Here is an 11,790-nt window from a genome sequence, read left to right as displayed (position 1 = left end):
ATGAGGGGACACCGGTTTTTTCCATGGGGCCCCTGGTCATATCCCGGGAAGGGATCGGGCTTAGCGCACTGATTACCATCAAATCCAACGCCATTGTTCTGGCGCTGATTGCCATGGTGGCCACCATGCCGGTGGCCGTATTGGGCCCGCACCATGACCCAGCGCACATAGCTCAGCACGTCCTCACCTTGCTGGTTGCGCCCCGTGGTGCGCACCCAGACCACACCGGATTTCCCGTTCGAGTTCTGCTTCACACCAATGACTTCGGACTGCGACACCAGCGTATCACCCGGATAGACAGGGCGCAGCCAGCGCCCCTCCGCATAACCAAGGTTGGCCACGGCATTCAGCGAAACATCCGGTACCGTCTTGCCAAAGACTGTATGGAACGTGACCAGATCATCGACAGGCGAAGCGGGCAAACCACAGTCTCGTGCGAATGCATCAGATGAATAAAGCGCACCGCGTGCGGGGTAGAGCGCATGATAAAGTGCGCGCTCACCCCCCGAAATCGTGCGCGGCACCGCATGGGTGATCACATCGCCAACGGCGTAATCTTCGAAAAAGCGGCCTGCATTTGTCTTGGTCATTGCTGTCCCAACTTCATGTCCGCGGAATAGGGTCGGTCGATCTCTTTGGTGACGGCCTGCCCGCAGCGCATTATCCCGTTGGCGTGGTCGTAGGCATAGGTCGGATCGCCATAAAGCTCCCAGCCTTTGGACAGCGCATCGGTGACCTTGTGACAAAAGGCCGAAGTGTCATCCTCGGTCAGCAATCGGTAAAGTTTGGCCATGTTACCCCCAAGGTTTAACGCCTAGCGCATAGTGAATGCCCATAACCACGACGGTCACGACAATCGTCACGACGATCGCAACCACCTCTTTCTTGGCAGGCGCGCGGGCCGGTCGTTGCCACGGGCCTTCCTGCGCATTGATCAGCAGAATTTCGACAATCGCCCAAGCCAGCAGCCCGCCAAACAGGATAAAGGACGCGGTGTCGCCATTCACCAGCAGATGCGCCACCGCCCAAAGCGAAAATCCGGTCAGTTGCGGATGGCGCACCTTGGTGCCGAGCCATATCTTGGCACCCTTGGCGGCACTTGCCGCATAGAAATAGAAAGCCAGCACCATCAACAGATTGTTGATGCCCACCCACATAGGGTTGGCCCCCCAGTAAAACGCGCCGTCAGCTTGGCGATAGCCGATGACCATCAGCACGACGCTCAGCACGATCAGCACCGCCATGACCGGATAACCGGCAACCCCCAACGCCTGACGCGCCCCCGGGGCAAGCCGTTTGAACAAATGTGCGGCCCACCAAAGGGCAACGCCTGCGATAAGTAAATTCATGCCGTCTCCAATGCAGCGATAGCGTCAGCTTTCGCCAACGTCGCCCGCGCCGTCACGATATGCAAGTTCTCGACAATGCGGCCATCGACCACGGCCACGCCCTGCCCTTCGGCCTCTGCCGCCTCGAATGCCGCGATCTGACGGCGGGCCAGATCAACCTCTTCGGCGGTCGGGCCAAAGGCGGCATTGGCAATCGCTACCTGCGCGGGGTGGATCAGGGTTTTGCCATCAAAGCCCATGTCGCGGCCTTCGGCACATTCGGCGCGCAGCCCGTCCTCGTCCTTGAACGCGTTATAGACGCCATCAAGCGCCACGATCCCCGCCGCCTTTGCCGCCAGCAGGCAATGCTGCAAGGCCGTGGTCAGTGCGGCGCGACCGCGCGAATTGAGGTCTTTGGCCAGATCATTCGTTCCCAGCACGAAACCCGCGATACGCGGATGGGCGGCAATGCTTTGCGCATTCAAAATACCCTGCGGCGTTTCCATCATCGCCCAGACCGGCAAATCGGGGACCAACGCCGCCAGCGCATCGACATCGGCGGGGCTGTTCACCTTTGGCAGCAGGATCGCATCGCAATCCATGGCCGCGACCGCCGCTGCATCCGCGTTACCCCATTGGGTATCAAGCCCGTTGATCCGCACGACCCGCAACCGTGCACCGTACCCGCCATCAGCCAAAGCAGCATACAGCGTATCGCGCGCCGCGACCTTGGCGTCGGGTGTCACCGCGTCTTCCAGATCGAACAGGATCACATCAACAGGCAGGCCGCGCGCCTTATCCAGAGCGCGGTCCTTTGATCCCGGAATATACAGGGCGGATCGGTAGGGGCGGTCATGCATCGAATCTTCCTCGCAATAATATTGCGCGGAACAGGCCAGAAAGCGGCACATCATTCAAGGCGAATTTGCCGCGTCGCAGCAAATTCACCCGTCGTTACGGTGCGTTAACCATTTTCGCGGATATTGGCCCGACAATTTGATCCACTTGCAGGATCGCCGCCCTCCGCCGCGACCCGCTTTGCAAAAAGGGGAACCAAATGAGACGCATATTCTTTCTGATGTCTTTCGGGATCGGCGCGATGATGCTTGCCGCGCAGCAGACACAGGCGCAAACCCGCAATTGCGCCGATCACGCGCAGGTGGTAGAACGATTGGCCCAAAGCTATGGCGAAAGCCGCCAGTCCATCGGGCTGGGCAGTGACAATTCCGTGGTCGAGGTATTCGCGTCAATGAACACGGGATCATGGACAATCACAGTCACCCGCCCCGGTGGGCCGACCTGTCTGGTCGCGGCAGGCCAAGCCTATCAATACCTGAACGAACCCTTGGCCAATTTCGACAGCCAAAGCTGAAAAACGGGTGTCCGGCCTATGCCAGTGCGATCCAGACCAGCCGGACCCCCGTCAGCACCAGCAACGCATATGTCAGCCCGAAGAACAGTCGCTCCGGCACAAGATTGTGCGCCCGCACGCCGATCCACGCCCCGATCAACGCAAAAGGCGCAAGCGCAAGGCTGCCCATGATCGTATCCCAAGTGAATATGCCCAGAAACGCATAAGGCAGCACTTTCATCCAGTTCACAGCCCAGAAAACCAGCACTGTCGTCGCCTGATAGGCCGTCTTGCTCACCCCTTGAGACAGCAGGAACACCGCCGAGGGCGGACCACCCGCATGGCTGACAAAGCTGGTAAACCCGCTGACCATACCTGCCAGCCAAGCCAGCGGTGCTGAAAACGGCATATGCCTGACAGTCAGCCAACCCAGCGCACGACTGATCTGAAATGCCGCGAAGGCCAGACAAATCACCCCGATCAGCAAACGGAATACATCCGCGTCAACGAACGCATAAAGCCAGGCCGCGATAATACACCCCGGCACAGCCCCGATCATCAAACCTTTGGCCGACGGCCAGTGCCACCTGCCCCAATAGGGCTTCAGCGTCACCGCATCGACCAGCATGAACAGCGGCAGGACAATCCCCAAGGCGGCACCCGGCGGCACCACAAGCGCCAGAATCGCACCCGCCACAAAGGCCGCACCTGACCCGAAACCACCCTTGGATATGCCTCCAAAGATGATCGCAGGGATGCCGACCGCGAAAAATTGCCAACCGAACTCAATCACTTGGGCGCACCGATCTTTGCTATCTTTCCATTTCGTTAGCGGCTTACCGGCGGAATGACCATTGCCCTTTCGGCCATGCCGCAATGCAGCACTCTTGCTTAAAGGGCTGCAAAGCCTTACCCAAAGCGCCGAAACCAAATCACCAAAGGACCAGTTTCAATGGCCAGACCCAAGATTGCCCTTATCGGCGCCGGACAGATCGGCGGCACGCTTGCGCACCTCGCAGCCGTCAAAGAACTCGGCGATGTTGTGCTTTTTGATATCGCGGAAGGCATCCCCCAAGGTAAGGCGCTTGATATCGCCGAATCCGGCCCTGCCGCGAAATTCGACGGCAGCTTCAAAGGCGCCAACAGCTATGAAGACATCGCAGGCGCGGACGTCTGCATCGTCACCGCCGGTGTCGCCCGCAAGCCCGGCATGAGCCGCGACGACCTGCTGGGCATCAACCTCAAGGTCATGAAATCCGTTGGCGAAGGCATCGCCGCACATGCGCCGAACGCTTTTGTCATCTGCATCACGAACCCGCTGGATGCGATGGTTTGGGCGCTGCGCGAATTTTCCGGCCTTCCGCACCATATGGTCTGCGGCATGGCAGGTGTTCTGGACTCCGCGCGCTTCCGCCACTTTCTTGCCGAAGAATTCAACGTCTCGATGCGCGACGTCACGGCCTTTGTTCTGGGCGGACACGGCGACACGATGGTGCCGCTGACACGTTATTCCACTGTGGCCGGTATTCCTTTGCCTGATCTCGTGGACATGGGCTGGACCACGCAGGACAAACTCGACGCGATCGTGCAGCGCACCCGTGACGGCGGCGCAGAGATCGTCGGCCTGCTCAAGACAGGTTCCGCGTTCTACGCCCCCGCGACCTCCGGCATTGAAATGGCCGAAGCCTACCTCAAGGACCAAAAGCGCGTTCTGCCATGTGCCGCGCATGTCGACGGTGCCTACGGTCTCAACGGTTTTTACGTCGGTGTGCCAACCGTCATCGGTGCTGGCGGCATCGAACGCGTGGTCGAAATCAAGATGAACAAAACCGAACAAGCGATGTTCGACAAATCCGTGGACGCCGTGAAGGGCCTTGTCGACGCCTGCAAGGGCATCGACGACAGCTTGGCCTAATACCGGCCTGCAGAGATCAAAACAAAGGGTCGCCCGCTGGGCGGCCCTTTTGCGTTGGCAAGGGGCCGTTACGTGTGCAGAAAATTCAGCACAGACGCCTTCTTGCGGTACAACCAATCATCTATCGCCGAAGGGCGCAAATCGGCAGGATGCGCGGGGAAATACCGTGCAAGCGGCTCTGACGGATCAAACGCGGGGTCTGCCCACAGATCCCGCTGCTTCAACAGATTGATCAGTTGCGTGTCCGGTCGCTTGAGCCGGTCATAAAGGCGCAATCCTCCATCGGGGTCGGCCATCAGCTCCTCTGCCTGTCTGCTGCGATGGGCAGAAGGCGGCATGCCGTCACGTTTCTTCAGGGCATGCAACATGCGCGCCAGCTTATACACCCAGAATGTGGGCGTAAGACCATCAAAATGCAGCAACTCCAACGCTGTGACACTGGCTCTTTCCAGAACCAATTGCTGATCCGGTCGGATGGGCTGCGGTCGATGGATAGAGAGTTGCAGCGCCCGATCCTTGCGCACAAAGGCCTTGCCCTGCGAGTGGCCGGTCAGCCCGCGATAGGTCAGGTCAAAATCAGGGCCAAAAATTTGGCGGCGCCTTGCTGCGGGCCCCTGAAAAGGCCTCCGAAACGCACCCGTGAAAATGCTTTCTTCGGAAGCATGCGGCAGGTGCACCCGCTCGGCAACCGGCACCACAAGCCCGTCAGCGTCCGCAGCGACGGTTGCAAGTGTTCCGGTCACAGGCCTGCGCGGAAAGATGTATTCATCGGCATCACAATGCAGCAGCCAGTCCGCGTTCATCCGACCATAGGCCTCGCGCGCATTGCGGACCTGACGCACCTCATGCCGGCGCGGGCGGCTTTTTCCGACGCGCAACCAATGCGCCTCATCACACGCAACGACGCTCACTTGCGGCAGATGCGACAGCAGGTCCTGCACCGGGTCATCGGGGCGGTCGCAATAGATGAATACCTGCGCCGCACCCAAAGACAGGTACCACGCAACAAAGGCCTGCACCAAGACGGGCGGTTCATCCACCGTCGCAACAACGCCCCAGGTTGGCATATCCTTTGTCATGCCGCCTTTGCTATCATCATCGCGATTCTGACAAAACTGAATAAAGTCGCTAGAAATGAACATAAGGACATATTTGTGATCACACGAAAAAAATCTGTGATCACAAATGTTCGATTTTCCGCTAATTTGGTAGTTTTCGCTTATAACAGCCTATTTTTCTATGTTTAGATGCAATCAACCGAAGCCAAATTGGAATTGTCTTATGAACATTCACGAATATCAGGCCAAAGCTTTGTTGCGTAGTTATGGTGCGCCCGTCTCTGACGGTCGCCCTGTCACCCGCGCCGAAGATGCCAAAACCGCCGCAGGCGAACTTGACGGACCACTTTGGGTCGTCAAGGCACAGATTCACGCCGGTGGCCGTGGCAAAGGCAAATTCAAAGAGGCCGGCGCCGGTGAGGCAGGCGGTGTGCGTCTGACCAAATCAGTGGAAGAGGCCGCACAGGAAGCCAAGAAAATGCTGGGCCGCACATTGGTCACGCACCAGACCGGCCCTGCGGGCAAGCAGGTCAACCGCATCTACATCGAAGACGGTTCCGGCATCGAAACAGAAATGTATCTCGCCCTACTGGTCGACCGCGCGACAAGCCGCATCGGTTTCGTCTGCTCGACCGAGGGCGGCATGGACATCGAAGAAGTGGCCGCAAATACGCCGGAAAAAATTCTGAACTTCACTGTTGATCCGGCCACAGGCTATCAACCGTTCCACGGCCGTCGCGTGGCCTTCACGCTGGGGCTCAAGGGCGCGCAGGTGAAACAATGCGTGGCGCTGATGGGCAACCTCTACCGCGCCTTCGTCGAAAAAGACATGGAGATGCTGGAAATCAACCCGCTGATCGTGACCGACGGTGGTGATCTCAAAGTGCTGGACGCCAAAGTATCGTTCGACGGCAACGCAATGTATCGTCAAGCCGATGTGGCAACCCTGCGGGATGAAACCGAAGAGGACGCAAAGGAACTGCGCGCGTCGAAGTACGACCTGAACTACATCGCACTTGATGGTGAAATCGGCTGCATGGTCAACGGCGCGGGCCTTGCCATGGCGACGATGGACATCATCAAGCTTTACGGAGCCGAACCTGCCAACTTCCTCGACGTGGGCGGCGGCGCGACCAAGGAAAAAGTCACCGAAGCGTTCAAGATCATCACCTCCGATCCGCAGGTCAAAGGCATTCTTGTCAACATCTTCGGCGGCATCATGCGGTGCGACGTCATCGCCGAAGGGGTAATCGCGGCGGTGAAAGAAGTTGGCCTGAAGGTGCCGCTCGTCGTGCGTCTGGAAGGTACAAACGTCGAAAAGGGCAAAGAGATCATCCGCAATTCCGGCCTTGATGTGATCGCAGCGGACGACCTGAAAGATGGCGCGCAGAAGATCGTGAAAGCCGTCAAAGGTTGATCCCGTAGGGTGGGTGCAACCCACGCGATGAAAAGATTTTAAGGAGCCACCAAAATGGCCATTCTCGTAAACGAAAACACCAAAGTCATCTGTCAGGGCCTCACCGGGTCGCAGGGCACATTCCACTCAGAGCAGGCGATTGCCTACGGCACCAAGATGGTTGGCGGTGTGACCCCCGGCAAAGGCGGCCAGACGCACCTCGATCTGCCGATCTTCAACTCGGTGCACGAAGCCAAGCACGTCACCGAGGCCAACGCATCGGTCATCTATGTGCCGCCGCCATTCGCTGCGGATTCGATCCTGGAGGCGATCGACGCCGAGATGGAACTGATCATCTGCATCACCGAAGGCATCCCCGTGCTCGACATGATGAAGGTCAAGCGTGCGCTCGAAGGCTCGAAATCCCGCCTCATCGGTCCCAACTGCCCCGGTGTGATTACGCCCGATGCGTGCAAAATCGGCATCATGCCCGGCCACATCCACAAGCGCGGGTCGGTCGGCGTTGTGTCCCGTTCGGGCACGCTGACATATGAAGCCGTCAAGCAGACCTCCGACAGCGGCTTGGGCCAGTCCACAGCCGTCGGTATCGGCGGCGATCCCATCAAGGGGACCGAACATATCGACGTACTCGACATGTTCCTTAATGACGACGAGACACATTCCATCATCATGATCGGCGAAATCGGCGGGTCCGCCGAAGAAGAAGCCGCAGAATTCCTGACCGCCCAAAAGAAAAAGGGCCGCTGGAAGCCAACAGCCGGTTTCATCGCGGGCCGTACAGCGCCTCCGGGCCGCCGCATGGGCCATGCCGGTGCGATTGTGGCAGGCGGCAAAGGCGACGCGGAAAGCAAGATCGAAGCGATGAAATCCGCCGGTATCGTTGTGGCAGACAGCCCCGCGACATTGGGCGAAGCCGTACTGGAAGCGATTGGATAGGTCCGGGCAGGCCCGACTAGAAACGGCGGGTCAGGCCCCGCCCTGCAAAAAGTGTCCCGGGGCCGACCCGGGACTTCAACATCGTCAACACATTGAGGTCCCCTCATGAACGACCAATCCCCCAACGACGTTTTCCGCGCTTCTTCTTTCCTGCAAGGACATAACGCCGAATATGTCGAACAGCTTTACGCCCGCTACGCCGACAATCCGGGTGCCGTCGATGAAAGCTGGCAGGCGTTTTTCCGGTCGTTGGGCGACACCCCTGCCGACGCCAAGGCAGAGGCCACGGGCCCGAGCTGGGCGCGCACTGACTGGCCCCCTGCCCCGTCGGATGATCTGACTGCGGCTCTCGACGGCCAGTGGCCGGCGGAGCCCGAAGCCGCAGGCAAGAAGATCAAGGAAAAAGCCGCCGAAAAGGGCGTCAACCTTGATGAAAGCCAGGTCCGCGCTGCTGTCCTCGACAGTATCCGCGCGCTGATGATCATCCGCGCCTACCGTATCCGGGGCCACCTGATCGCGGATCTTGATCCATTGGGGATGCGTGAACAAACGCCGCATCCGGAACTGGACCCCGCCTCATACGGTTTCACCGCGGCAGACATGGACCGCCCGATCTTTATCGACAACGTTCTCGGCCTCGAAGTCGCGACCATGAATGAAATCATGGCCATCGTTCAGCGCACTTATTGCGGGACTTTCGCGCTGCAGTACATGCACATTTCCAACCCCGAAGAGGCTGGCTGGCTGAAAGAGCGTATCGAAGGCTACGGCAAGGAAATCGCCTTTACCAAGGAAGGGCGCAAGGCGATCCTGAATTCTTTGGTTGAAGCCGAAGGTTTCGAAAAATTCCTGCACGTCAAATACATGGGCACCAAGCGTTTCGGCCTTGATGGCGGCGAAAGCCTGATCCCCGCGATGGAGCAGATCATAAAGCGCGGCGGTCAACTGGGCCTTGATGAAATCATCATCGGTATGCCCCACCGTGGCCGTTTGTCGGTGCTGGCGAACGTGATGGAAAAACCTTTCCGCGCGATCTTCAACGAATTTCAGGGCGGGTCGTTCAAACCCGAGGACGTTGATGGTTCCGGTGATGTGAAATACCACCTTGGCGCATCCTCCGACCGCGAATTCGATGGAAACTCCGTCCACCTGTCCCTGACGGCGAACCCGTCCCACCTCGAGGCGGTGAACCCCGTTGTTCTGGGCAAGGTCCGCGCCAAGCAGGACCAGAAGAAAGACAGTGATCGCACCCGCGTCATGGGTATCCTGCTGCACGGCGACGCCGCTTTCGCAGGTCAGGGCGTCGTGGCAGAGGGCTTTGGTCTGTCCGGCCTTAAAGGTCACAAGACCGGCGGCACCATGCATATCGTCGTAAACAACCAAATCGGTTTCACCACGGCCCCGCACTTCAGCCGTTCCAGCCCCTATCCGACCGATATCGCGCTGATGGTCGAGGCTCCGATTTTCCACGTCAACGGCGACGATCCAGAAGCTGTGGTACACGCGGCACGCGTGGCCACGGAATTCCGCCAGAAGTTCCATAAGGACGTGGTTCTCGACATCATCTGCTACCGCCGCTTCGGACACAACGAAGGCGACGAGCCGATGTTCACCAACCCGGTGATGTACAAGAAGATCAAGAAGCAGAAGACCACCCTGACGCTTTATACCGAACGTCTGGTGCAGGACGGACTGATCCCCGAGGGCGAAATCGAAGACATGAAGGCGGCGTTCCAAGCGCACCTGAACGAAGAATTCGAAGCTGGCAAGACCTTCAAGCCCAACAAAGCCGACTGGCTGGATGGCAAGTGGTCCCACCTCGACCGCAAGGATGAGGACTATCAGCGCGGGGTCACGGCGATTGAGGAAGCGACCTTCAATGCCATAGGCGAGGCGCTATCCACCGCGCCCGAAAACTTCCCCCTACACAAGACCGTAGGCCGCTTGCTCGAAGCCAAAGCCACGATGTTCGAAACCGGCAAAGGCATCGACTGGGCGACGGGCGAGGCACTCGCCTTCGGCTCGCTGCTTACCGAAGGCTACCCCGTGCGCCTGTCAGGACAGGACAGCATGCGCGGGACGTTCAGTCACCGCCACTCTGCGCTGATTAATCAGGAAAACGAAGCCCGTTATTACCCGCTCAATCACATTCGCAAAGGGCAGGCCCAATACGAAGTCATCGATTCGATGCTGTCGGAATATGCGGTGCTGGGTTTCGAGTACGGCTATTCGCTGGCTGAACCCAATGCGCTCACGCTGTGGGAAGCCCAGTTCGGCGACTTCGCTAACGGCGCGCAGATCATGTTCGACCAGTTCATTTCATCGGGTGAAAGCAAATGGCTACGCATGTCTGGTCTCGTCTGCCTGCTGCCGCACGGCTACGAAGGGCAAGGTCCGGAACACTCCAGCGCGCGCCTTGAACGGTTCCTCACGATGTGCGGCGGCGACAACTGGATCGTGGCCAACTGTACGACACCGGCCAACTACTTTCACCTGTTGCGGCGTCAATTGCACCGGACCTTCCGCAAGCCGCTGATCCTGATGACCCCCAAGTCGCTGCTGCGGCACAAGCTGGCTGTGTCCAGAAAAGAGGAATTCACCGTTGGTTCATCCTTCCACCGCGTGCTGTGGGACGATGCGCAACACGGCAATTCCGACACCAAGCTGGCTGCGGATGACAAGATCAAGCGCGTCGTGATGTGTTCCGGCAAGGTCTACTATGACCTGCTGGAAGAACGCGACGCCCGCGGGATCGATGACGTCTACATCATGCGTTACGAACAATTCTATCCGTTCCCCGCGCAATCCGCCGTAAACGAGCTTGAGCGGTTCAAGAACGCCGAAATGGTCTGGTGTCAGGAAGAACCGAAGAACCAGGGCGCGTGGTCTTTCATGGAACCCAACATCGAATGGGTCCTCACCCGGATCAAAGCCAAACACATACGGCCTGTCTATGCAGGGCGCGCGGCAGCCGCCTCGCCCGCTACCGGTCTGGCCAGCAAACACAAAGCAGAACAAGCAGCCCTCGTTGACGATGCGCTGACGATCAAAGGAACAAAGTAATGAGCACCGAAGTCCGCGTCCCCACCCTTGGCGAATCCGTGACAGAGGCCACTGTCGCCACTTGGTTCAAGCAACCCGGCGATGCCGTTGCCGTTGATGAAATGCTCTGCGAACTGGAAACAGACAAAGTCACGGTCGAAGTACCCAGCCCTGTGGCAGGCACCCTGTCCGAGATCGTGGCCGCCGAAGGCGAAACCGTCGGCGTTGATGCGCTCTTGGCGCAGATCGCCGAAGGCGACACAGCACCGGCTCCTGCGGCCAAGAAGGAAGAGCCGAAGGCAGAAGCAGAACCTGCCACGGCCACGACCACGGCTGCAAAAGATGTCGAAGACGCGCCATCTGCCAAAAAGCTGATGGCCGAAAACAACCTGTCCGATGTCAAAGGCACCGGCAAGGACGGTCGTGTGATGAAAGAGGATGTGCTGAACGCTCTCGCCTCACCTGCCCCAGCGTCTGCGCCCGCCGCAGCCCCTCGCGCTCCGGTCGCCGCGTCACAGGCCGAACGCGAAGAGCGGGTCAAGATGACCCGTCTGCGCCAGACCATCGCAAAGCGCCTGAAAGACAGCCAGAACACCGCAGCCATGCTGACCACCTACAACGAGGTCGACATGACCGAGGTGATGGAGCTGCGCAACGAATACAAAGACCTGTTCCTGAAAAAGCACGGCGTGAAGCTCGGCTTCATGTCCTTCTTCACCAAGGCCTGTGTCCATGCCCTGAAC

Annotated in this window: 12 protein-coding genes; 6 read left to right on the top strand and 6 right to left on the bottom strand. The window is 58.9% G+C overall.

Features of this window, described 5'->3' with window-relative positions:
• The 4 genes from R6T97_RS11630 to R6T97_RS11615 form a co-directional block, all read right to left on the bottom strand.
• Window positions 1–590 (bottom strand): MaoC family dehydratase (locus R6T97_RS11630; RefSeq protein WP_410349456.1); only part of this gene is annotated, 590 nt, incomplete at its 3' end.
• Window positions 587–793: a DUF1737 domain-containing protein gene (locus R6T97_RS11625; protein WP_410349455.1), complete on the bottom strand. Its 207-nt coding sequence runs from the start codon at window positions 791–793 to the stop codon at window positions 587–589. The genes R6T97_RS11625 and R6T97_RS11630, both read right to left, overlap by 4 nt.
• Before the next feature lies 1 nt (window position 794).
• The gene (locus tag R6T97_RS11620) at window positions 795–1,349 is read right to left on the bottom strand and encodes an NnrU family protein (RefSeq protein ID WP_410349454.1); all 555 of its coding nucleotides are present in this window, start codon (window positions 1,347–1,349) and stop codon (window positions 795–797) included.
• The gene (locus tag R6T97_RS11615; RefSeq protein ID WP_410349453.1) at window positions 1,346–2,188 is read right to left on the bottom strand and encodes an HpcH/HpaI aldolase/citrate lyase family protein; all 843 of its coding nucleotides are present in this window, start codon (window positions 2,186–2,188) and stop codon (window positions 1,346–1,348) included. Before R6T97_RS11615 ends, R6T97_RS11620 begins: the two co-directional genes overlap by 4 nt.
• A gap of 197 nt (window positions 2,189–2,385) precedes the next feature.
• Here R6T97_RS11615 and R6T97_RS11610 point away from each other — a divergent pair, with 197 nt between their 5' ends.
• Window positions 2,386–2,700 (top strand): hypothetical protein, encoded by a 315-nt coding sequence (locus R6T97_RS11610; protein WP_410349452.1) that lies wholly within the window; start codon window positions 2,386–2,388, stop codon window positions 2,698–2,700.
• 16 nt (window positions 2,701–2,716) lie between these two features.
• On the opposite strand, the gene R6T97_RS11605 is transcribed toward R6T97_RS11610, so the two are convergent.
• Window positions 2,717–3,472 carry a sulfite exporter TauE/SafE family protein gene (locus R6T97_RS11605; RefSeq protein ID WP_410349451.1) on the bottom strand — a complete coding sequence of 252 codons (756 nt, stop codon included), beginning with the start codon at window positions 3,470–3,472 and terminating at the stop codon, window positions 2,717–2,719.
• A 159-nt stretch (window positions 3,473–3,631) separates the two neighbouring features.
• On the opposite strand from R6T97_RS11605, the gene mdh reads away from it, so the two are divergent.
• Complete coding sequence (gene mdh, locus R6T97_RS11600; RefSeq protein ID WP_410349450.1) at window positions 3,632–4,594, top strand: malate dehydrogenase; 963 nt, start codon at window positions 3,632–3,634, stop codon at window positions 4,592–4,594.
• A gap of 68 nt (window positions 4,595–4,662) precedes the next feature.
• Here mdh and R6T97_RS11595 read toward each other — a convergent pair whose 3' ends face one another.
• Window positions 4,663–5,673 carry a glycosyltransferase family 2 protein gene (locus tag R6T97_RS11595; RefSeq protein ID WP_410349449.1) on the bottom strand — a complete coding sequence of 337 codons (1,011 nt, stop codon included), beginning with the start codon at window positions 5,671–5,673 and terminating at the stop codon, window positions 4,663–4,665.
• 202 nt (window positions 5,674–5,875) lie between these two features.
• Here R6T97_RS11595 and sucC point away from each other — a divergent pair, with 202 nt between their 5' ends.
• The 4 genes from sucC to R6T97_RS11575 all read left to right on the top strand — a co-directional run.
• Window positions 5,876–7,069, top strand: a complete 1,194-nt coding sequence (gene sucC / locus R6T97_RS11590; protein WP_410349448.1) for an ADP-forming succinate--CoA ligase subunit beta — start codon at window positions 5,876–5,878, stop codon at window positions 7,067–7,069.
• Between the two features lie 54 nt (window positions 7,070–7,123).
• The gene (gene sucD, locus R6T97_RS11585) at window positions 7,124–8,005 is read left to right on the top strand and encodes a succinate--CoA ligase subunit alpha (RefSeq protein WP_410349447.1); all 882 of its coding nucleotides are present in this window, start codon (window positions 7,124–7,126) and stop codon (window positions 8,003–8,005) included.
• 105 nt (window positions 8,006–8,110) lie between these two features.
• Window positions 8,111–11,068 (top strand): 2-oxoglutarate dehydrogenase E1 component, encoded by a 2,958-nt coding sequence (locus tag R6T97_RS11580; RefSeq protein WP_410349446.1) that lies wholly within the window; start codon window positions 8,111–8,113, stop codon window positions 11,066–11,068.
• Window positions 11,068–11,790, top strand: a 723-nt coding sequence (locus R6T97_RS11575; RefSeq protein WP_410349445.1) for a biotin/lipoyl-containing protein, incomplete at its 3' end; no start/stop codon positions are given. The genes R6T97_RS11580 and R6T97_RS11575, both read left to right, overlap by 1 nt.

Source organism: Yoonia sp. (assembly GCF_046498525.1).
Classification (GTDB): Bacteria; Pseudomonadota; Alphaproteobacteria; order Rhodobacterales; family Rhodobacteraceae; genus Yoonia.
This window is presented reverse-complemented; position numbering and strand designations above follow the sequence as displayed.

What these genes read in the sequence shown, in the direction of transcription:
- R6T97_RS11615 (WP_410349453.1), bottom strand. Translation starts at nt 2,188, where the DNA reads ATGCATGACCGCCCCTACCGATCCGCCCTGTATATTCCGGGATCAAAG.
- R6T97_RS11625 (WP_410349455.1), bottom strand. Translation starts at nt 793, where the DNA reads ATGGCCAAACTTTACCGATTGCTGACCGAGGATGACACTTCGGCCTTT.
- R6T97_RS11595 (WP_410349449.1), bottom strand. Translation starts at nt 5,673, where the DNA reads ATGACAAAGGATATGCCAACCTGGGGCGTTGTTGCGACGGTGGATGAA.
- R6T97_RS11620 (WP_410349454.1), bottom strand. Translation starts at nt 1,349, where the DNA reads ATGAATTTACTTATCGCAGGCGTTGCCCTTTGGTGGGCCGCACATTTG.
- sucD (WP_410349447.1), top strand. Translation starts at nt 7,124, where the DNA reads ATGGCCATTCTCGTAAACGAAAACACCAAAGTCATCTGTCAGGGCCTC.
- R6T97_RS11580 (WP_410349446.1), top strand. Translation starts at nt 8,111, where the DNA reads ATGAACGACCAATCCCCCAACGACGTTTTCCGCGCTTCTTCTTTCCTG.
- sucC (WP_410349448.1), top strand. Translation starts at nt 5,876, where the DNA reads ATGAACATTCACGAATATCAGGCCAAAGCTTTGTTGCGTAGTTATGGT.
- mdh (WP_410349450.1), top strand. Translation starts at nt 3,632, where the DNA reads ATGGCCAGACCCAAGATTGCCCTTATCGGCGCCGGACAGATCGGCGGC.
- R6T97_RS11610 (WP_410349452.1), top strand. Translation starts at nt 2,386, where the DNA reads ATGAGACGCATATTCTTTCTGATGTCTTTCGGGATCGGCGCGATGATG.